Annotated in this window: 21 protein-coding genes; 11 read left to right on the top strand and 10 right to left on the bottom strand. The window is 71.1% G+C overall.

Going from position 1 to position 20,557, the window contains the following annotated elements:
* Positions 1-4 precede the first annotated feature (4 nt).
* Complete coding sequence (locus K0817_RS14260) at positions 5-409, bottom strand: pilus assembly protein CpaE (RefSeq protein ID WP_219982190.1); 405 nt, start codon at positions 407-409, stop codon at positions 5-7.
* Between the two features lie 133 nt (positions 410-542).
* On the opposite strand from K0817_RS14260, the gene K0817_RS14255 reads away from it, so the two are divergent.
* Positions 543-1,664, top strand: coding sequence for an acyl-CoA dehydrogenase family protein (locus K0817_RS14255; RefSeq protein WP_253735421.1), 1,122 nt, complete (start codon positions 543-545; stop codon positions 1,662-1,664).
* Between the two features lie 6 nt (positions 1,665-1,670).
* Here K0817_RS14255 and K0817_RS14250 read toward each other — a convergent pair whose 3' ends face one another.
* Positions 1,671-1,988, bottom strand: a complete 318-nt coding sequence (locus tag K0817_RS14250) for a hypothetical protein (RefSeq protein WP_253735401.1) — start codon at positions 1,986-1,988, stop codon at positions 1,671-1,673.
* 75 nt (positions 1,989-2,063) lie between these two features.
* Here K0817_RS14250 and K0817_RS14245 point away from each other — a divergent pair, with 75 nt between their 5' ends.
* Genes K0817_RS14245 through K0817_RS14230 form a run of 4 tightly spaced genes read left to right on the top strand, consistent with a single transcriptional unit; the run spans position 2,064 to position 5,154 of the window.
* Entirely contained in the window at positions 2,064-3,335 is a 1,272-nt protein-coding gene (locus K0817_RS14245; RefSeq protein ID WP_219982188.1) for a DUF445 domain-containing protein, read from the top strand.
* Between the two features lie 18 nt (positions 3,336-3,353).
* Positions 3,354-3,728 carry a gamma-glutamylcyclotransferase family protein gene (locus K0817_RS14240; RefSeq protein WP_219982187.1) on the top strand — a complete coding sequence of 125 codons (375 nt, stop codon included), beginning with the start codon at positions 3,354-3,356 and terminating at the stop codon, positions 3,726-3,728.
* 20 nt (positions 3,729-3,748) lie between these two features.
* Entirely contained in the window at positions 3,749-4,681 is a 933-nt protein-coding gene (locus K0817_RS14235; RefSeq protein ID WP_219982186.1) for an agmatinase family protein, read from the top strand.
* The gene (locus K0817_RS14230; protein WP_219982185.1) at positions 4,678-5,154 is read left to right on the top strand and encodes a histidine phosphatase family protein; all 477 of its coding nucleotides are present in this window, start codon (positions 4,678-4,680) and stop codon (positions 5,152-5,154) included. Before K0817_RS14235 ends, K0817_RS14230 begins: the two co-directional genes overlap by 4 nt.
* A gap of 121 nt (positions 5,155-5,275) precedes the next feature.
* Here the strand turns inward: K0817_RS14230 and hutI are convergent, their stop codons facing one another.
* On the bottom strand, positions 5,276-6,463 hold the full coding sequence (gene hutI, locus K0817_RS14225; RefSeq protein ID WP_219982184.1) for an imidazolonepropionase: 1,188 nt from the start codon (positions 6,461-6,463) through the stop codon (positions 5,276-5,278).
* A gap of 33 nt (positions 6,464-6,496) precedes the next feature.
* Positions 6,497-8,185, bottom strand: coding sequence for a urocanate hydratase (gene hutU, locus K0817_RS14220; protein ID WP_219982183.1), 1,689 nt, complete (start codon positions 8,183-8,185; stop codon positions 6,497-6,499).
* Between the two features lie 122 nt (positions 8,186-8,307).
* Between hutU and K0817_RS14215 the strand changes: the two genes are divergently transcribed.
* Both K0817_RS14215 and K0817_RS14210 read left to right on the top strand, forming a co-directional pair.
* Positions 8,308-8,955: an HD domain-containing protein gene (locus tag K0817_RS14215; protein WP_219982182.1), complete on the top strand. Its 648-nt coding sequence runs from the start codon at positions 8,308-8,310 to the stop codon at positions 8,953-8,955.
* A 143-nt stretch (positions 8,956-9,098) separates the two neighbouring features.
* Complete coding sequence (locus tag K0817_RS14210) at positions 9,099-10,487, top strand: MFS transporter (protein ID WP_219982181.1); 1,389 nt, start codon at positions 9,099-9,101, stop codon at positions 10,485-10,487.
* Between the two features lie 28 nt (positions 10,488-10,515).
* Here the strand turns inward: K0817_RS14210 and K0817_RS14205 are convergent, their stop codons facing one another.
* On the bottom strand, positions 10,516-11,100 hold the full coding sequence (locus K0817_RS14205) for a TetR/AcrR family transcriptional regulator (RefSeq protein WP_219982180.1): 585 nt from the start codon (positions 11,098-11,100) through the stop codon (positions 10,516-10,518).
* 65 nt (positions 11,101-11,165) lie between these two features.
* On the bottom strand, positions 11,166-12,740 hold the full coding sequence (gene hutH, locus K0817_RS14200) for a histidine ammonia-lyase (protein ID WP_219982179.1): 1,575 nt from the start codon (positions 12,738-12,740) through the stop codon (positions 11,166-11,168).
* Between the two features lie 61 nt (positions 12,741-12,801).
* On the opposite strand from hutH, the gene K0817_RS14195 reads away from it, so the two are divergent.
* Positions 12,802-13,617 (top strand): IclR family transcriptional regulator, encoded by an 816-nt coding sequence (locus K0817_RS14195; RefSeq protein WP_219982178.1) that lies wholly within the window; start codon positions 12,802-12,804, stop codon positions 13,615-13,617.
* A gap of 93 nt (positions 13,618-13,710) precedes the next feature.
* Entirely contained in the window at positions 13,711-14,847 is a 1,137-nt protein-coding gene (locus K0817_RS14190; RefSeq protein WP_219982177.1) for a hypothetical protein, read from the top strand.
* A 119-nt stretch (positions 14,848-14,966) separates the two neighbouring features.
* Here the strand turns inward: K0817_RS14190 and K0817_RS14185 are convergent, their stop codons facing one another.
* The 3 genes from K0817_RS14185 to K0817_RS14175 all read right to left on the bottom strand — a co-directional run bounded on the left by K0817_RS14185 (position 14,967) and on the right by K0817_RS14175 (position 17,046).
* Entirely contained in the window at positions 14,967-15,458 is a 492-nt protein-coding gene (locus K0817_RS14185; RefSeq protein ID WP_219982176.1) for a YbaK/EbsC family protein, read from the bottom strand.
* A gap of 10 nt (positions 15,459-15,468) precedes the next feature.
* Complete coding sequence (locus tag K0817_RS14180; protein ID WP_219982175.1) at positions 15,469-16,272, bottom strand: methyltransferase domain-containing protein; 804 nt, start codon at positions 16,270-16,272, stop codon at positions 15,469-15,471.
* Between the two features lie 120 nt (positions 16,273-16,392).
* A complete protein-coding gene (locus K0817_RS14175; RefSeq protein ID WP_253735400.1) occupies positions 16,393-17,046 on the bottom strand; it encodes a B3/4 domain-containing protein in 654 nt (217 codons plus the stop codon).
* 234 nt (positions 17,047-17,280) lie between these two features.
* Here K0817_RS14175 and K0817_RS14170 point away from each other — a divergent pair, with 234 nt between their 5' ends.
* On the top strand, positions 17,281-18,366 hold the full coding sequence (locus K0817_RS14170) for a Glu/Leu/Phe/Val dehydrogenase family protein (protein WP_219982173.1): 1,086 nt from the start codon (positions 17,281-17,283) through the stop codon (positions 18,364-18,366).
* Between the two features lie 102 nt (positions 18,367-18,468).
* Positions 18,469-19,230 (top strand): ZIP family metal transporter, encoded by a 762-nt coding sequence (locus K0817_RS14165; protein ID WP_219982172.1) that lies wholly within the window; start codon positions 18,469-18,471, stop codon positions 19,228-19,230.
* Positions 19,231-19,308: 78 nt separating this feature from the next.
* Here K0817_RS14165 and K0817_RS14160 read toward each other — a convergent pair whose 3' ends face one another.
* Positions 19,309-20,538: an MFS transporter gene (locus K0817_RS14160; RefSeq protein WP_219982171.1), complete on the bottom strand. Its 1,230-nt coding sequence runs from the start codon at positions 20,536-20,538 to the stop codon at positions 19,309-19,311.
* Between the last annotated feature and the right edge of the window lie 19 nt (positions 20,539-20,557).

The raw sequence follows: 20,557 nt of genomic DNA, 5'->3' as shown, positions 1-20,557 counted from the left end.
GCGCTCACTCGATGCGCCGCAGCAGCTCCAGCACCGCCAGTGCGTATGCGTCTGCGGGTTCGGGATGCTGGAACGTGCGGAGCTCGCCGGCGACGAAGATCTCGACCTCGTGCGTGTCAGCGAGCCGACGGAGCGCACGGAAGGCGCCGCGCAGCAGTTCGCGCAGCTGATGCTCGTGAGGCAGCCACAGGGCTTCTTCGAGGGCGACCGAGTCCAGCGCCCACTCGGTCGTGCCGTTGAAGGCGAGGATGCGGCCCGTCGGGTACTCGCGCGGCTCGATCGTCATCTCGCTCACGGTGAAGACGTCGGCCTCGAACTCGGGCTCGTCGAGCTGGAACCGGTCGCCCGAGTGCGGATGCCACACGAGCCCGGCGTTGCGCAGCTCGAGGGCCAGGTCGGTCGAGATCATGCTTCCATCCTCCCCCGCTGCTGCGGGCGCCGGGGCGGCCCGCGCCCCACGACCCGCCACGCGCGACCACAATGGGAGAGTGAGCGCCGACTTCGACCCCGCCGAGATCCTGCCCGACGAGCTGCTCGAGCGCATGCGCGAGCGTGCCGCGGTCCACGACCGCGAGAACACGTTCCCCGACGACGATCTGACCGACCTGAAGGATGCCGGGTACCTGGCGATCCTCGTGCCGAAGGAATTGGGCGGTGCCGGTCTGGGGCTCGCCGAGGCATCCGTTCTCCAGCAGCGACTGGCCGGCGCCGCGCCCGCGACGGCGCTCGCGATCAACATGCACCTGGTGTGGACGGGTGTCGCGAAGGTGATGGCCGACCGAGGTATCGACGCGCTGCGCTTCGTGCAGGAAGGCGCCGCGGCCGGAGAGGTGTTCGCCTTCGGGATCAGCGAGGCCGGCAACGACCTCGTACTGTTCGGAAGCGGAACGGATGCTGCGCCCCTGCCTGACGGCGGCTATGCGTTCACGGGCACCAAGATCTTCACCTCGCTCGCGCCGGTGTGGACCCAGCTGGGGCTGCACGGCCTGGACAGCTCGTCGCCGGACGCCCCGCAGGTGGTCTATGCGTTCGTGCCGCGCTCCGAGGTGCAGGCCGACCGGGTCGTGGTGCGCGATGACTGGGACACCCTCGGCATGCGGGCGACGCAGTCCCGCACGACCGAGCTGCACGGCGCGCTGGCGCCAGCCGACCGCGTGGTGCGTCGCCTCGCACCGGGCCCCAACCCGGACGCGCTGGTGTTCGGCATCTTCAGCGTCTTCGAGCTGCTCCTCGCCTCGGTGTACACCGGCATCGCTCGGAGGGCACTGGACCTCGCCGTCGCGGCCGCCGGCGCGCGCACCTCGAAGCGCACCGGAAAGGCGTACAGCCAGGATCCCGACATCCGTTGGCGGATCGCCGACATGGCCCTCGCGTATGACGCGCTGCCGCCGCAGCTGGCGATGCTCTGCCGCGACGTCGACGAGCAGGCCGACCACGGCGCGCGCTGGTTCTCACTGCTGGCGGGCGTCAAGCATCGCGCCGTCACGGCCGCGAAGGCGATCGTCGACGACGCCGTGCTCGTCGCGGGCGGATCGTCCTACTTCTCACGCAACGAACTCAGCCGGCTGTACCGCGACGTGCTGGCAGGGCTCTTCCACCCCTCCGACCCCGAGTCGGCCCACAGCGCGGTTGCGACGGCGTGGCTGGGGCCGCTGGACGAGTAGCCCGGCTCAGCTCTCCTGGATGTAGTGGCGCACGGTCTCGTCGCGCTCCACCAGGTAGTCGTCGTCCTCCGGGTAGTACACCGCGCGATCGACATCCACCCCGGCGAACTCGCGTACCGCGTTCATCGACTCCCAGCGCGATACCGTGAGGATCTCGCTGGTGCCGTCGCCGAGATCCCGCGTGAGGACCCAGGCGTCGAGGTTGCCGGGCGTCGCCCGGTACTCCCCCATCCCGGTGCGCTCGACGTACTCGACGTACTCGTCGCGTTCCTGTGTGCGGATCACGCCACGCCAGACGCGGACGACGGGTTGATGCGAGGTCATGAGCCCATCCTGCGATGATCCGCCGCTCGAGGGAAGGGCGACGGCGCATGAGGCGGCGCGTGCGAGGATGACCGCATGGCGCGAACTCCGACCCACCTGCTGAGCGCCGCCGACCAGGAGCGACGACGCGGCCTGCGATTCATGAAGGGTGTCGCGCTGGGCGCGCTGCTGTTCATGGCCGTGCTGTTCGCGGTGTCGTTCGCCTTCCAGCAGCAGGTGCCGACGCTCGCCTACGTCCGCGCGGCGGCCGAGGGCGGCATGGTCGGCGCGCTGGCGGACTGGTTCGCAGTGACGGCCCTGTTCCGGCATCCGCTCGGCATCCCGATCCCCCACACCGCGATCATCCCCAGCCGCAAGGACGAGATCGGGCGCACGCTGGGCGAGTTCGTCGAGACCGAGTTCCTGCGCGGCGACGTCGTGCGCACCAAACTCGAGGCGACCGCGATCGCGACCCGGCTGGGCGAATGGCTCCGGCATCCCGAGCATGCCGAACGGGTGGCGGCCGAGGCGTCCGCCATGGCCGCCGGGGTGCTGCAGGCCCTCAGCGACGACGACGTGCAAGAGGTCATCGAAGACCTCGCACGCGAGCACCTCATCGCCCCCGAGTGGGGGCCGCCGCTGGGCGAATGGCTCGGGCGCATCGTCGACTCGGGCGCGCACCACGGTGCGGTCGACATGGCGCTGGAGAACATCCAGACGTGGCTGGCGGCCAACCATGCGGCGTTCACGGGACTGGTCTCGCGGCGACTGCCCTCGTGGGTGCCCTCGGTCGCCCACCGCCTCGTCGACGACACCGTGTACAACGAGGCCGTCAAGTTCGTCGCGGCCGTCCGCTCCGACCCGGGGCATCCGGCCCGCGGCGCGGTCGACGGGTATCTCGAGCGCCTCGCCGACAACCTGCAGCACGACCCCGCGACGATCGGCCGCCTCGAAGACGCCAAGCACGCGGTGTTCGACAGCCCTCGCATGCGGGCCCTCGCCGCCGAGGCGTGGAACACCGCCAAGGCCGGCCTGCTGCGCTCGCTCGGCGACCCCGACAGCGGCCTGCGCCGCCGCGCCGCGCGGGCGCTGTCCGAGATCGGCGAACGATTGACGACGGATGCCGCGCTGCAGCACCGCGTGGATTCCTGGGCGACCGGCGCCGCGGTCTTCCTGGTCGAGCGCTATCGCCACGACATCGCCTCGATCATCACCGACACCGTGGAGCGCTGGGATCCGGCCGAGACGACGGAGAAGATCGAGCTCATGGTCGGGCGCGACCTGCAGTACATCCGGCTCAACGGCACGATCGTCGGCGCCCTGGCGGGACTGGTGATCTTCTCGGTCGCGCACGCGCTGTTGGGATGAGGCGGCTACCCTGAAGTCGTGTCGCGCGACGAGCCCACCGACCAGCCCTCCGACGAAGCCACCGAGCTCCTCTTCAGCTACGGCACCCTCCAGCACGCCGAGGTGCAGCTCGACACGTTCGGGCGGCTGCTGGACGGCGACGACGACGCGCTGCCGGGCTACACGGTGGACTACGCCGAGATCGCGGACCCGCGCGTGGTCGAGCTGTCGGGACTGTCGGTGCATCCGCTCGTGCGCGCGACCGGCAACCCGCTCGACAAGGTCCTCGGCAGGGCGCTGCGGGTCACCGACGACGAACTCGACGCATCGGACGAGTACGAGGTCTCGCTCTATCGGCGCACGTCGGTCGTCCTGGCCAGCGGTCGCACGGCCTGGGTCTACGTCTCGGCCTGACACGGCGGTAGCGTCGAGGGGTGACGCCTCCTGATCCGCCGCCCGCCACCCATCAGCTCTGGGTCGATCCGCTGTGGCCCCGTGCGGGGGGATGGCCGCGCATCGGCGAGGACGGCGGGTGGGATGCCGTGGTCCTGGGTCTTCCCGCCTTCCGCACGTCGCTCTCGCCGACCGGTGCCCACGCCACTCCGGGCGCGATCCGTGCGGCACTCCGCCGCTTCAGCCCGACCCTGCTCGGTCCGCCGCCGATCGTCCTGGACCAGGTGCTCCGCATCGCGGACGCCGGCGACGTCGATGAGCCGGACGGGCCGGCGGGCGAGGCATCCGTCCGCGCCGCGGTGGGGGCTCTACGAGAGCGTGCCGATCTGGTGGTCGCGCTGGGTGGCGACAACTCGATCACCTACGCGGTCGCGCAGGGCGCCGAGGCATCCGGTTTGATCACGCTCGATGCGCACCTCGACCTGCGTGATGGTGTCTCGAACGGATCGCCCGTGCGCCGGCTGGTCGAGGACGGCCTGGCCCCGCACCGCATCGTGCAGGTCGGCATCGCTGACTTCGCCAACTCCGCCGCGTACGCGCGGCGTGCGCTGGACCTCGGCATCACCGTCATCACGCTCGACGACGTGCGGCGCCGAGGCATCCCGGACGTGATGGCCGAAGCGCTCGCCATCGCCGGCGCAGAGACGGGCGCAGACGGCGGCGCCATCCATCTCGATATCGACGTGGACGTGTGCGACCGCTCAGTGGCGCCCGGATGCCCCGCCTCGGTGCCCGGTGGCCTGCAGGCGTGGGAACTGCGCGCGCTCGTGCGGGCCGCGGCATCCGATTCCCGCGTGCACAGCGCCGACATCGTCGAGGTGGATGCGACGGCGGATGCCCCGGACGGGCGCACCGTGAGGCTCGCAGCCCTGTGCGTGCTCGAACTGCTCGCAGGAAAGGCGGTCGCGCGATGACCGGGACGACGCTCGTGTTGGTGCGTCACGCGAAGTCGGACTGGGGCGACCCCGGCCTCGACGACCACGACCGGCCGCTCAACGAGCGGGGCCGGAGGGACGCCCCGCGCATGGCGCGGCGGCTCGCCGACGCCGGCGTGCGTCCTGAGGGAATCCTCTCCAGCACCGCCGTGCGCGCACGCTCCACGGCGGAGGTGTTCGGTGCCGAGCTGGGCGTCGCCGTCACGCTCGACCCGGAGCTGTACGGCGCGCCGGCCGGCACGCTGCTCGCGACAGCCGCAGCCACCGGCGCACGATCGATCATGGTGGTGGCGCACGATCCCGGCATGAGCGTGCTGGCCGCGCAGCTCTCGGGCGGCGACATCGCCCACATGCCGACCTGCGCCGTCGCGACCTTCCGCTGGCACGCGGAGGACTGGGACGTGGTCACCGCGCTCGATCCCGACGATTGGACGCTCGACACCCCGCGCTGACCCCGGCGGGCATCGCCCATCGTTTTTTCCGCAGGAGAAGCCGCGTTCCACAGGACGTTTACGCGCCGAAACGTCCTGCGGAAGCCCCGTTCTCCTGTGGAAGGCCCGCGCCGGCCGCGGCTCAGGCCGGGGCTGCGCGGACCGGCACGCCCTCGCTCCACACCTCCGCGATGAGAGGCACGCCAGGGCGGTAGGCGAGGTGCACGCGGGTCGGCGCCTCGAGCAGAACGAGGTCGGCCCGCCTCCCGGGGGCGATCGCACCGACGTCGTCGCGGCGGAGCGCGCGGGCCCCGCCTGCCGTTGCCGCCCACACGGCCTCGGAGGGGCTCATGCCCATCTCGCGCACGGCGAGCGCGATCATGAGCGGCATCGAACTGGTGAAGCTCGAGCCGGGGTTGCAGTCGCTGGCGATCGCCACGATCACTCCCGCGTCGAGCAGACGCCGCGCGTCCGGGTACGGCTGGCGCGTCGAGAACTCGACTCCTGGCAGCAGCGTGGCCACCGTGTCGGAGCCTGCCAGAGCCATGACATCCGCGTCGCTGAGGTAGGTGCAGTGGTCGACGGAGTACGCGTCGACATCGACCGCGAGCCCGACGCCTCCGCCGTAGCCGAGCTGATTGCCGTGGACGCGCGGCAGAAGCCCCGCCTCGATCCCGGCGAGAAGGATCCGCCGTGACTCGTCGACGGAGAAGGCACCTTCTTCGCAGAACACGTCGATCCAGCGGCTGTGCGGAGCGCAGGCGCGGAGCATGTCACCGCACACGAGCTCGACGTATTCGTCACGGCGGTGGGCGTATTCGGACGGCACGACGTGAGCTCCGAGGAACGTGACCTCGGGGGTCACCTCCGACGCGAGGCGCGCGAGCCGGGCCTCGTCGACGACCGTCAGCCCGTAGCCCGTCTTGATCTCGAAGGTCGTGGTGCCCTGCGCATGCAGCTCCGACACGAATCCGGCGAGCCGCGCGCGCAGCTCGTCGTCGCTCGCCGCGCGGGTGGCCGCCACGGTGCGCCGTATACCGCCCGCGGCATACGGTGTGCCCGTCATGCGCGCCTCGAACTCGTCCGCGCGATCCCCGCCGAACACGAGGTGCGTGTGGCTGTCGACGAAGCCAGGGATCACGGCCCGCCCGCCTACGTCGACGACCTCGACCCCGCCACCGCTCCCGGGTGCGTCGCCGGCCGGGCCGACCCACGCGATCCGGGTGCCCTCGATCAGGACCGCCGCGTCGTGGAGGGTGCCGCACGGGTCGCCGTCGCGGCCGACGTTGGTGGTCAGCTCGCCGATGTTCGTGATCAGCGTCGCGCCCACGGCATCCCTCTTCCCTCGCGAGACGTCACGAGACTAGGCATCGAGCATCGGCACGTTCAGGCCGCGCTCACGGGCGACCTCTTTCGCGCGATCGTAGCCCGCGTCGACGTGCCGCATCACGCCGGTGCCGGGATCGTTCGTCAGCACGCGCTCCAGCTTCTCAGCGGCCAGGGGCGTGCCGTCCGCCACCGTCACCTGCCCCGCATGGATGCTGCGGCCGATGCCGACGCCGCCGCCGTGGTGGATCGAGACCCACGCCGCTCCCGATGCGGTGTTGAGCAGTGCGTTCAGCAGCGGCCAGTCGGCGATCGCGTCGGAGCCGTCTGCCATCGCCTCGGTCTCGCGGTACGGCGAGGCGACCGAGCCGGCATCGAGGTGATCCCGCCCGATGACGATGGGACCGGCGAGTTCTCCCGAAGCGACCATCTGGTTGAACTTCAGGCCCGCGAGGTGGCGCTCCTGGTATCCGAGCCAGCAGATGCGCGCGGGCAGCCCTTCGAAGTGCACGGCGTCGCCGGCCTTCTCGAGCCAGCGCACCAGCCCGGCGTTGTCGGGGAACAGCTCCATCATCGCGCGATCCGTCTTGCGGATGTCGTCGGGATCGCCCGACAACGCCACCCAGCGGAACGGTCCGCGCCCCTCGGCGAACTGGGGCCGGATGTACGCCGGCACGAACCCGGGAAAGGCGAAGGCGCGATCGAACCCGCCCAGCTGCGCCTCGGCGCGCAGCGAGTTGCCGTAGTCGAAGACCTCGGCGCCGGCATCCATGAATCCGACCATCGCCGCCACATGCGCCGCCATCGATTCACGCGCACGCGTCGTAAACCCGTCGGGATCACCGGATGCCTCGGCCCGCCAGTCCTCGAAGGCCACCCCGACCGGCAGGTACGCCAGGGGGTCATGGGCGCTGGTCTGGTCGGTCACGATGTCGATGGGTGTGCCGCGGCGCAGCAGCTCGGGAAAGACCTCGGCCGCATTCCCCACGACCCCCATCGACAGCGCCTCGCCGGCGTCCTTGGCCGCCACAACGCGGGCGACCGCGGCGTCGAGGTCGGTGGTGTACTCGTCGAGGTAGCCGTGCTCGACCCGGCGCTTCAGACGCGTCTCGTCGACATCGACGATCAGCACGGCACCCCCGTTGAGGGTCACCGCGAGGGGCTGCGCGCCGCCCATGCCACCGCAACCGCCGGTGAGCGTGAGGGTGCCGGCGAGCGACTCCCTGTCGAGCGAGCGGGCGACCGCGGCGAAGGTCTCGTACGTGCCCTGGAGGATGCCCTGGGTGCCGATGTAGATCCACGAGCCGGCGGTCATCTGCCCATACATCGTGAGGCCGAGCTGCTCGAGCCGGCGGAACTCCGGCCACGTCGCCCAGTCCCCCACGAGGTTGGAGTTCGCAATGAGCACGCGCGGCGCCCACTCGTGCGTACGGAAGACGCCGACCGGTTTGCCGGATTGCACCAGCAGCGTCTCATCGGGCTCGAGCTCGTCCAGCGTGCGGACGATCGCGTCGTAGGCCTCCCAGCTGCGGGCGGCCTTGCCGGTGCCGCCGTACACGACGAGGTCCTCCGGGTGCTCGGCGACCTGCGGGTCGAGATTGTTCATGAGCATGCGCTTGGCGGCTTCGGCGCCCCAGCTCTTGGCGGTCCGTTCACTGCCCCGCGGGGCGCGCACGGTTCGCGCGGCGCCGACCGGAACGGCCGGGGTCTGGATGGTGTCGGTCATGAGGTCGATTCCACACGGCTGGCAGGGCCGCGGCAACGGGTTTCGGCGCGACGGTGTCTGTCATCACAGACACCGACGGCGAAGGCATTGCCCGTCCCGGGCTGCACTGGTCGAATGAGGGCATGACCGGCGTCCCACCCCGCACCGACCGCGAACGCGGCGAGCGCCTTCGCGCGATCCTCCGCGGGTCAGGGGTGCCGTCTCAGCAGTTGCGTGATGCCGGCCTCATCGACGAGATCCCCGAGTTCGCCGCACTCGCCCTCACACCGCAGGATCCCACCTGGCATCCCGAAGGCGACGTGCTCGTCCATTCCCTGTGGGCGGCCGATCTCGCCGCCCGGCACGCGGAGGAAGCGGATGCCTCGCCTGACGCGCGGGAGTTGCTGGTGCTCGCGGCGCTGTGGCACGACATCGGCAAACCCGAGACGACCCAGCGTCGGAACGGCCGCATCACCTCCTACGGTCACGCGGAACGGGGAGCCGAGATCGCCGTCGCCGTGGGGCGCAGGCTGGGGCTTCCGCACCCGCTCGTGCGCGCGGCATCCGCCATCGTCGCGACCCACATGGCGCACGTATCCGTGGCTGGCCGGCCGAGTCCGAAGGCGGTGAAGCGGCTGCGCGATCGTCTGCGTGCCGCCGGCGCGTCGCTCGAGGACTGGGCCGTGGTCGTGCGCTGCGACGGCGATGCCCGCGGTGCGGCGGCGCGGCCCGATGCGTCGATCCCGTGGCTGCGGGTCGCCTCGACGCTGCCGCCGCTGCTCGAATCCTGAACATATTTGTTCAGCTTGCCAACGTGACGCCCGCACCCCTGGCGCCCGACGAAGTCGAGCGCTCGCTCGCACTTGTCGAACACATGTGTTCATGTTATCTTCATCGCATACACGGCTGTTCGACTTATGCGAAGGATGAACCGATGTCGACCTCACCTCATGAAGCGCCGATCGCGACCGAGCAATACCGTCGCCGCTGGCAGATGCTGGCCTTCCTCGGGATCGCCCAGCTCATGCTGATCATCGACGTCACCGTCGTCGCGCTGGCGCTGCCGCAGATCGGCTCCGACCTCGAGCTCTCACGCAGTGCACTGACGTGGGTCGTCAGCATCTACGCCCTCGTGTTCGGCGGCCTGATGCTGCTCGGCGGCAAGGCGGCAGATGTGTTCGGCAGCCGCAAGGTCGTCCTCGTCGGACTCGCCGTCTTCACGATCGCGTCGCTGCTGACGGGCTTCGCGTCCGATCCGGTCACGCTGCTCGTCGGTCGCGGGCTGCAGGGTCTGGGCGCCGCGGCGATGTCGCCCGCGGCGCTCTCTGTCATCGCGCGCACCTTCGCAGGCGCCGAGCTGGCGAAGGCACTCGGCGTGTGGTCCGCTTTGGGAGGCGCCGGCGCGGCGCTCGGCGTCCTGCTGGGCGGCCTGCTGACGTCGGGGCCCGGCTGGTCCTGGGTGTTCTGGATCAACGTCCCGATCGGCGTCGTCCTCTTCGTCGCGCTCCACCGCACCGTGCCGAAGCTCTCCGGAGGGGGCGGCGCACTGGATTGGCTCGGTGCTGCACTCGTGACGCTGTCGACAGCGTCGGTGATCTACGGACTCGTGGCAGCCGGGGAGGCCGGCTGGCTCACCCCCGTCGTGCTCCTGTCGTTCCTCGCGGGCGCGATCGGATACGCCCTCTTCGCGTGGCGGCAGCGCGTGGCTCGCGCACCGTTGATCGACCTCGGCATGCTCGCCCGCCGGCCGGTCGCGGCGGGGCTCGGACTGATCTTCGTGGCCACGGCGCTCATGATCGCCGTTTTCTTCCTGGGATCGTTCATCTTCCAGCGCGTGCACGCATTCTCTGCCCTCGACACCGGCCTGGTGTTCTTGCCCGTCGCGATCGGAACGATCGCCGGCGCGCAGGTCGGCGGCCGCACCATCCCCCGGATGGGTTTGCGCACGATCGCCGTGACCGGCCTTCTCATCACCGCCCTCGGGCTGACCGCGGCCGCAGCGATCCTGAGCATGACCGTGCTCGTCATCGCGATGAGCGTCGCGGCGTTCGGCATCGGCATGGTGTTCGTCGCCGCTTCGACCAGCATGTTCACCGCGGTCGCGCCGCATGAGGCGGGGGTCGGGTCGGGCGCGCTCAGCACGATGCACGAGTTCGGCGCCGCGACCGGTGTCTCGGCGGTGTCGAGCGTGGCCGCGGCCGCTCTCGTCGGCAGCGCCTTCACCGCGTACAACCTCGCCCTGTGGTTCGGGGTGGTGGTGGCCGTGCTCGCTGCGGTGGCCGCGGTGCTGGTGGTGCCGCGGCGGACGCGAGCGGCTCAGTGAGTCGGGGCAGGACTGTTGGTCAGACGCCCTATCCGGCCGGCGTCACCAACGCTGCGAGCACCGTCTCGGTGACGAGTCGTGGTGCGTCTGCGGCTGCGATCTCGCCGCGGTGAACCGACGCGGACGCGGCGTGCAGCACCGCCTGAATCGTGGTGATCTGCCACTCCACCGGCATGTCGGCGCGGAACTCCCGCTCCTGCCTGCCGCGCTTGAGGAGCGCCCGCACCCGCTTCGCTGGCCCTTCGTGTGCGCGCCGCAGCTCGTCGGGCGGCAGCGCCTGCCCCGCGGCAACGACGATCGCACCGAAGCGATGCGTGAGCAGCCACGTCGCCTCGAGCAGTTTCGCCATCGCCTCGCGGGGATCGCCGCCGAGGTCGAGATCGCGCAATGACTCCTCGGTCTGCGCGATGGCCCGCGTCGCGACCTCTGTGATCAGCTCCGTGCGCGAGTCGAAGTGCCCGTAGAGCGTCACCCTCCCGACGCCGGCGGCCTTCGCGATGTCCTGCACGCTCGCATCCGGATTCACTGCCAGCAGCGCGGTGGCGGCATCGACGATCGCCTCGATGTTGCGGCGGGCGTCGGCGCGCTTGGGCTGTGCGGTCACCGCAGCCATCGCCACCCCTTCCTGTACAACTCTGTTCAGCTTAGCCGCACGATCGGCTTCGGCTCGCGAAGGCCTCAGGCGCGAGCGCGCCCGAGCGCGGCATCCGCCACTGCACCGCTCATCACGAGGGCCGCGACGGCTTCCATCTCGGGCGACAGGTATCGGTCGGTGCCGGGGCCGTCGACGCCGGCCGCGCGCACGAGGGCGCGCACGGCACCGGTGGCGGGCCCGGGCTGCAGCGGAGCCCGCAGGTCGAGGGCACGAGCCGCCGTCAGCACCTCGATCGCCACCACGCGCCCGAGGCCGTCGATCGCGCGGCGCAGCTTGCGCGCCGCGGCCCAGCCCATCGACACGTGATCCTCCTGCATCGCCGACGACGGGATGGAGTCGACGGATGCCGGCACCGCGAGCCGCTTGAGCTCCGAGACGATCCCCGCCGCCGCATACTGCGCGATCATGAGGCCCGAGTCCACGCCGACCTCGTGCGCGAGGAACGGCGGCAGCCCGTGGCTGCGTGCCGGATCGAGAGCGCGGTCGGTGCGGCGCTCCGAGATGGAGGCGACATCGGCGACCGCGATCGCGAGGAAGTCCAACACGTACGCCACGGGTGCGCCGTGGAAGTTGCCGTTGGACTGCACCCGCCCGTCGTCGGTGATCACCGGGTTGTCGACCGCGGCGGCGAGCTCGCGCGACGCGATGAGCGCCGCGTGCTCGAGGGTGTCGCGGGCAGCCCCGTGCACCTGCGGCGAGCACCGCAGCGAATAGGCGTCCTGCACGCGCGTGCAGACGGACGGGTCGCGGTGCGAGGCCACGATGGGTGACCCGGCGAGGACGGCGCGCAGGTTCGCAGCCGACTCCGCCTGCCCGAGCTGAGGACGCAACGCCTGCAGATCGGCGGCGAAGACGGCGTCGGTGCCGAGCTGCGCCTCGACCGACATCCCGGCTGCGACATCGGCCGTGTCGAGCAGCATCGACAAGTCGTGGAGGGCGAGCAGCAGCATCCCGAGCATGCCGTCGGTGCCGTTGATGAGCGCGAGCCCCTCCTTCTCACGCAGGACGAGAGGGACGATTCCCGCCGCCGCCAGCGCTTCCGAGGCAGGCACGAGGTCGCCCTCGGCTGTGCGGACCTCGCCCTCCCCCATCGCGGCGAGCGCGACGTGCGACAGCGGGGCGAGGTCGCCGGAGCACCCCAGCGAACCGTACTCGCGGACGATCGGTGTGATGCCCGCATTGAGCATCGCGGCATAGGTCTCGACGACGACGGGCCGCACACCGGTGTGGCCGGTCGCCAGCGTCTGCAAGCGCAGCAGCATCAGCGCGCGCACGACCTCTCGCTCCACCTCGGGTCCGGTGCCGGCGGCATGCGAACGGATGAGGCTCGCCTGCAGCTGCACTCGTCGGTCGGGGGCGATGAACGTCGTCGCGAGCGCGCCGAACCCGGTCGAGATGCCGTAGTGCGGTTCCGGGTCGTCGGCGAGCCCCTCGACGAGTGCGCGGGCCGCCGCCACACGCTCGATCGCTGCGGGATCGATCTGGACCCGGGCATCGTGGCGTGCAATCGCGACGACGTCTTCGGGACGCAGGGGCGCACCGCCGATCGTGACGGCCTCCCGGGCGGGGATGACGGCGCTGTGCTGCGAATGGCTCATGCTCTGATTCCACACCCGCCGGATGCCGCGGGACAGCGGATCGTGGCATCCTGTGTCTGACATGCCAGACAGTTCTCGTGCCGCCGTCGGCCGCCCGCAGGTGCCGGCGGCCGATCAGACGCTGCGTGTGCTGTCGCACCTCGGCCGGCAGCGCGGGCCGGTGCCGGCCCGGTCGATCGCCACGGCGCTGGGCATCCCCCGCTCGACCATCTACCATCTGCTGACGACCCTCCAGGAGCACCACTTCGTCGTGCACCTGCCCGAGGAACGGCGGTGGGGCCTCGGGATCGCCGCGTTCGAGCTGGCCGGCGGCTACGCCCGGCAGGAGCCGCTCGCGCGTCTCGGACGCCCGGTGCTCGCCGACCTCGTCGACCGCACCCACGAGAGCGCGCATCTGGCCGTCATGCACGGCCGGGACGTGCTGTACATCGTCGAGGAGCGTGCGCCGCGACGGCCCGCCCTCGTCACCGACGTGGGAGTGCGTCTGCCCGCGCACCTGACCGCGACGGGGCGCGCGATGCTGGCGGCGCTCCCCCGCGAGCAGGTGCGGGCTCTCTTTCCGGATGCCGCGGCTTTCGCGGATCGGACGGGGCGGGGTCCGCAGCGGCCCAGCGAGCTCCAGGCCCTGCTGCGCGAGGTGCGCGCCCGTGGACACGCGTCCGAAGACGGCGAGGTCACGCTGGGCATGAGGTCGATCGGTGTCGTGGTGCGCGACCACACCGGCTGGCCGGCGGCTGCCATCGCCGTGACGTGGCCGGTCGCCGACGACGACTACGCGGCGCCCTCGGCGGCCAGCGACGATCGCCTCGCGGCCCTGGCACCACTCGCCGCCTCAGCGGCCGCCGAGCTCGAGCGCCGGATCGGGCGCGGTCGCTGAGATCGGCCCCGAACCGGCGCCGTGCGTTAATCCGATCGCGCCGAGTCCGCAACCCCCTGTATCGGCGTGACCGGGGCTGCTTATCGTCGCCGTATGTTGCCCGCAGACATTCCCGACGACTCGCATCTGATCGAACTCATCGACCATCGCGCGGTTCCGGCCGTGACGATCGCGCTCGCATCCTCGCCGCTGCCGCAAGACCACGAGCGCGTCAGGATCTCGTTGCGCGACGCGATCGCCGAAGTCGAGCGCCGGTTCGCGCACCAGGATCTGCCCCACGGTGCCGGAGACGACGTGCTCGACGCCCTGGGATCGCTCCTGACCGACGACGACTTCTGGTCGCACCAGTCGCGCTCGATCGTGGCGCTCGCCTCACCCGGCCGCCTCGAGGCCTTCCGCCTTGCCCACCATGCCAGCGATGTCATCTCGGTCGCGGACCGGTTCGACGTAGCCCCCCTCCTTCGCGCCTCCGCCCATAGCGAGAGAGCATTCGTCCTTCAGATCTCGGAAGGGTTCGTGCGGTTGACAGAAGTCGGGCCCGGCCACGGGCCCGTCGAGCACGCGCTCGATCTTCCCGGTGATCACGAGCTGATGCTCGCGCACGCCGCGAACGACGGTCAGCTCGATCGGCGGCGTGCGCAGGGTGCGAAGGGCGAGAACGTCGAGCGCGAGCGCTACTGCCGCGTGGTGAACGAGGAGGTGGCTCGGATCGTGCCGGAGCAGGTCACGCTGCTACTGGCGGCGTCGGCAGATCTCGAGTCGGCGTATCGCGCCGTCAACACGCACGAGAACCTGTATCCGGAAGGCGTCGAAGCACACCCCGAGTCTCTTGACGACGCCGAGATCGACCAACTCGCGCGGGACGCCCTCGACGAGCTGCGTGCCGCCGAGACCGCGGAGTGGAAAGAGCGGTTCGGTACGCTCCGGGCGCAGGGACTGGCCACCAGCCGTCTCGACGACGTCGCTGCCGCCGCCGTCCAAGCTGCGATCGACGAGCTGCGCTTCGATATGGACGCGAACCAGACCGGCACGGTCGACGAGTTCGGCCGGGTGCGGCCCGAAGCAGACCGACCCGATGACCAGCTCGACGCGCCACGGCTCGTCGACGAGATCGTCTCGCGCGTTCTGCACAGCGGCGGGCGCGTGCGCGCGGTGCACAATCGCGACCTCGTCGACGGCTCCCCCGTCGCCGCGACGCTGCGCTTTCCCGTCTCATCGACTTCGCGGTGAAAGCCGCGAGGCCCCGCCCGAGGGGTGGGGCGGCAGCGGCCCTCGGCAGACCCTCCCCCGGGTCGAGGGCCGCCGCCACCTAATCAGCGTGCGGACCCAGCCCGGCATTGCCGCGGTGGTCAGTCGACCTTCGCGACCGCGCCGCCCGTGAGCCGCACGAGCTCGTCATAGGTCAGCGGGAACACGGTGTGCGGGGTGCCGCCGGCCGCCCAGATCTCGGGATAGCCGGCGAGATCTTCGTCGACGATGGTCGTGAGCGGTGCGGGATGCCCCGTGGGCGCGACGCCGCCGATCGCCTGGCCGGTGGCCTCGCGCACCTGCTCGGGGGTGGCGCGCTGGATCTTGCCTCTGCCGAGACGTTCGGCGAGGGCTGCCGTGTCGACGCGATGTGCGCCGCTGGTCATCACCAGGAGCGGCTCGTCGTCCGACCAGAAGACGAGGCTGTTGGCGATGGCCCCGACCTCGATCCCGAGCGCGGCCGCCGCGAGCGCGGCGGTGGCCGCGGCATCCGGGAGCACCACGATGTCGCCCCCGATCCCGGCGGCGCGCAGCGCCTCGTGGACGAGCCGACTGCGGACGGGAAGATCGACGGGAGCAGGCGTGTGGGTCACGCCTTCCAGCCTACGAGCGCGAGCCCGTGCCGCGCGCGAGGATCTCGCCGTGCGGCATGAGCAGCCACCCGTCCTCCGACGCCGCCCACTCGCGCCAGCCGTCCGAGATACGGTGCAGCAGCGCGTCGTCGGCGCCGGTGGCCCGCGCCGCGTCGGCGAAAGCCGACTGCAGCACGCGGTCGGCCCACATGCCGCCCCACCAGGCGCGGTCTGCCTCGTCCTCGAAGAGCCACGTCGACGCCGTCGCGACGATGTCGCCGAGATCCGCCGCCCTCGCCCAGGCCTTGAGCCGTCGACCGGCGGCCGGTTCGCCCGCGACGCTGCGGTGCGTCGCGATATACAACTCCAGCCACTCGTCGAGCGCCCGGACGAGCGGGTACCAGACCACGCCCGGGTAGTCGACGTCGCGGACTGCGACCAGGCCGTCCGGCCCGGCAACGCGGCCGAGTTCGCGAAGCATGTCGACGGGGCGCTCGACGTGCTGCAGCACCTGGTGGGCATGGACCACATCGAACTCGCCCGCCGCGTACGGCAAGCCATACGCGTCGCCCACTTCGAATGACAGCCCCGGCGCCTGGTGATCGGCCGCTGCCTGCGCGACGACGTCGGCCGCGGCATCCGTCCCCACCACGCGGCCTCGCGCGACGCGGGCCGCGAGATCGGCGGTGATGGTGCCCGGGCCGCTGCCCACGTCGAGGACCGACATCCCAGGCTTCAGGTGCGGCAAGAGGTAGGCGGCGGAGTTCTCGGCGGTACGCCACCGGTGCGAGCGCAGCACGCTCTCGTGGTGGCCGTGCGTGTAGGCATCGGGCATCCGTCGATGCTATCGGCGCAGCCGGACGGTCATGTGGGCGATGCGGGTGCCCCGCTCAGCCGCCCAGCAGCGCTGCACGCACGGCGGCATCGGGGGCGTCGGCGCGAAGGGCCGCCTTCGTCAGTCCCGGACCACGTCCCAGTGCTGTCGCAGCGCGGCTGCCAGGTCGGCACCGAGCGCGCTGACATCGACTGTCGCGGTGGCGTGGAGCGCTTCGCCGACGATGAGCACCCGGCTGGTGCCGGGCCGAATGGCCGAGAGCGCACTCTGCCGATTCGTCCAGCGCCGAGCATGGGCGTTGCCGGCGTCGTCGCGGAAGATCACTTCCCCGGGCTCAGGGCTCTCGATCTCCCCACCGAAACTGAGGTACGACTCGGTGCCGGTGGCATGGGTCACGGTCAGGTCGCCCGCCACCTGTTCGAGATCGAATACGGCAATCGGAATCGCGTAGGCGAGCGAGACGGCATTGCAGAGGTCGACGAGCGGGTGAATCGACGGCAGCTCGCCTTCCTTCTTATAGCGGCGCAGCAGAGCCTCTGATGCGCACCGATACTGTGTCGGCTTCAATCCCATCTTGCTGAATGCGCGCCGCCATGCGGCGATCTCGGGGAACTCGCTCTCGGGCCGCTCGGCGAGTCTGCCGGCGGCACGAGCGAGGAACGGCGCTGCAGTGGCGGCGACGTCGGCGGTGTCACTCACCCCGTCGATCGTCAGGGTGGTCACTGCGAGTTGCGGGAACTCCCCGAGCAGCTCGGGATCGTGACGGAATCGCATCGTCGTCCTTCGAGAGTCGTTGCTTCCGCACACTACAGCGTCCGCGCCACGAAGACATCTCTGGGCAACATAGACGAACTGCTCGCCATCTCGCGAGATCGACCGCGCACTCTGCTCAGTCTCATCCGATGCACTTGAACATTTCGTCGAGACGGTGTGGAATGGCAGTGGATGCCGCAAAGCCGCGGCGTTCGCAGCGCACTGCCCACGAGGCCCGCCGAAAGAAGACCCGCGATGATGCACACACTGCCCCTCCCCGAATTCACCCACGAACGCGTGGAGGTGATCACCGGCCGGCGAAGCGGCCTGTTCATCGCCGTCGCGCTCCACTCGTCCGTGCTCGGCTCCGCGCTCGGCGGCGCGCGTCTGTGGACCTACCCGCACTGGAGCGACGCGCTCGGCGACGCGCTGCGCCTGTCTGCCGCGATGACCCTCAAGAACGCCGCGGCCGGACTCGATGCCGGCGGCGGCAAGTCCGTCATCGCCCTCCCCGAGGGCACCGTGCTCGATGCCGAGCGCCGCCGCGCCGCATTCCTCGACCTCGGCGACGCCGTCGAGTCGCTGCACGGCCTCTACCGCACCGCCGAGGACGTCGGCTCGACCACCGACGACATGCTCGTCGTCAGCGAGCGCACCGAGCACGTCGTCGGTCTGCCTGATGCCGTCGGCGGTTCCGGCGAGCCGGCCGGACCGACCAGCCTCGGCGTCTACGAGTCGCTGCGTGCGACGCTCGAGCGCATCACCGGCTCGTCCGACGTGGCGGGACGACGCATCACGATCTCGGGCCTCGGCCAGGTCGGCAGCAGGCTCGCCGTGCGCCTCTCGGCCGAGGGAGCCGTTCTCACGGTGACCGACGTGAACCCCGCCAAGCGCGACCTCGCCCGCGAACTGGGGGCCGAGTGGGCAACGCCCGGCGAAGAGCACCTCGTGCCGGCGGACGTGTTCGTCCCCGCGGGGATCGGCGGTCTGCTGACCGATGAGGTCATCGGCGCACTCGACGCAAAGGCCGTGTGCGGGCCCGCGAACAACCCCCTCGCCGAGCGCGCCGGCGCCGAGCGGCTGGCTCAGCGCGGCATTCTGTACGCCCCCGACTTCGTCGTCAACGCCGGCGGCGTGATCTATCTCGACCTCGAGGCGAAGAGGCTCGGCACCCGCAGCGAGATCATGGAGCGGGTCGCGCACATCGGCGACACGGTAAGGCGCGTCTTCGACGAGGCCGCGTCGCGCGGGGTGACCCCGCTCGAGGCGGCCGAAGGTCTGGCGGCCGAGCGACTCGCGGCCGGCAACCGGGCGCCGGCTCTGGTGCGCGGCGCGGCCTGACTCGACCTCACGCGGGCTGCGATCCAGGTGCGGCAGGGAACGGATGCCGCGCACCGGCCGAACCTGGACCGCACGATCCCGGCCGACCACTAGGTTGGCGGCATGGACGGCATCTGGCTCGCAGCCCTGAGCGGTCTGATCGGCGGTGGCACCCTGCTGGTCGGGGCCGCCGTTGCGTGGTTCGTCGACATTCCGCAACGCCTCGTGGCGGGCATCATGGCGCTGGGCGCCGGCGTGCTCATCTCCACCCTGGCGTTCGAACTGGTGGAGGAGGCGGCCGCCGACGGCGGCCTAGTGCCGACGACCGTCGGGTTCCTCGCGGGCGCCGTGCTCTACATCGTGGCGGACTGGCTCGTGTCGCGCCCGAAGCAGAGGCCGACCGACACGCCCGCGAACATCGTCGCCCGCCGCGCGGGCGCCAAGCTCGCGGGCGGCAGCGGTGTGGCGATCGCGATCGGAGCTCTGATCGACGGCATCCCGGAGTCGATCGTGATGGGGCTCTCGGTGCTGCAAGGCGGCATCAGCATCCCGATCGTGGCGGCCATCGCGATCAGCAACTTTCCCGAGGGACTGGGCTCGACGGCCGCCCTCAAGCGCAGCGGATCTGGCGGCCGGTCCGTCGCCCTGCTATGGACAAGCATCGCACTGGTGACGGTCGCCGCCTCAGTGCTGGGTTTCGTGGCGCTGCAGGCAGCGCCGGCGAATCTCATCGCGCTCATCACGACGATCGCGGCCGGCGGTCTGCTCGCGATGGTCTGCAACACGATGATCCCCGAGGCGTTTGACGAGCAGCACGCGCTCACCGGCCTATGGGCGACGTTCGGCTTCCTCGGCGCGTTCCTCTTGCACGAGCTCGCCGGCTGACGGATACCGCCTTCCCCACCCGGGAACCGCCGTGTCGCGATTCGCGGTGGCGCGCGCCGTGAGGCGCGCGCGGCGGCGTCACGACAGCGCGCCGTCAGCGTCGGTGAGCGACGCCGTGGCGGCTGCGACAGGCGTGCGCCGCGCGAGCAGCGCGGTCACGGCGCCGAGAAGCACCACAGCGACGGCCACCCACAGCAGGACCCGGAAGTCGACGACTGCCAGCAGCCCCGCGCCGAGTATCGACGCGAGCGTCTGCGGCAGGTTGACCACGACGTTGGCCGCCGCCCCGGTGCGCCCCTGCAAGGCGTCGGGGGTGAGCCGCTGACGAAGGGTGGAGAAGGCCACGATGGTGATCGGGATGCCGACGCCCAGGACGAACATGCCCGCACCCGCGATGACGACCGACCCGAAGGCGAACGGCACGCTCCCCACCGCGAGGAGCAGGAGCCCGAGGGCGGCGGCTCTGCCCTCGCCCCATCGGGTGACCAGAGTCGCCGACATCACACCGCCGACGACGGCGCCGGCCCCTTGGACGGGCACCAGAATGCCGATCGCCGCGGCATCCACGTGCATGGCGTCCAGAGCGGGGAACACGATGATGTTGAGCAGCCCCGCCGCGCTGAAGGCGATCGCCGCCGCGATCGACACGACGCGCAGGCTCTGCGGCGCGAAGAGCTGTTCGAAGCCGGCCACGAGTTCGCGGAAGTATCCGCGACTCGGCGCACGCTCGGGCGCCGCACCTCCGACGGGCAGCCCTGCCAGGATCAGTGCGGCGACGCCGAAGCACGCCGCGGTCATCACGATCACGGCAGGCGCGCCCATCCACACATACAGCGCCGTCCCGATCAGTGGCGAGACGAGGCGCAGGCCGTTGTCGATCGTCGAGAGGGCGCCGTTTCCCGACGCGAGCTGGTCGTCGCGCAGCATCGCGCGGATGATGCCCGACTGCGCGGATGCCGTGACGTAACCGGCCGCGCTGTATACGAAGACGACGGCGTAGACGAGCCACAGCTGCGCCGGCCCCGAGACCAGCAGGAGCGACAGCACGATCGGGACGAGAGCGATGTTGTTGAGGACCAGCAGCCGACGGCGCGGAACCCGGTCGGCCATCATGCCGATGAACGGCGCCAGGATCGCGGGCAGCCCCAGTGCCACGAAGACGAAGCCCGCTGCCACGTCCGAGCCGGTGAGCTCCTTCACCCACACGGCGATCATGAGGTACAGCGCACTGTCGCCGAGGTTGGTCGCCACCCACGCACCCGTCAGTCGAGGAAAGCCGGGGGCCGACCACGCCACGGGCAGACGCATGCCCCGGCGCCCCGCCGCC

The sequence above is a fragment of the Microbacterium sp. HD4P20 genome (genome assembly GCF_019449275.2).
In the GTDB taxonomy this organism is placed as follows: domain Bacteria; phylum Actinomycetota; class Actinomycetes; order Actinomycetales; family Microbacteriaceae; genus Microbacterium.
This window is presented reverse-complemented; position numbering and strand designations above follow the sequence as displayed.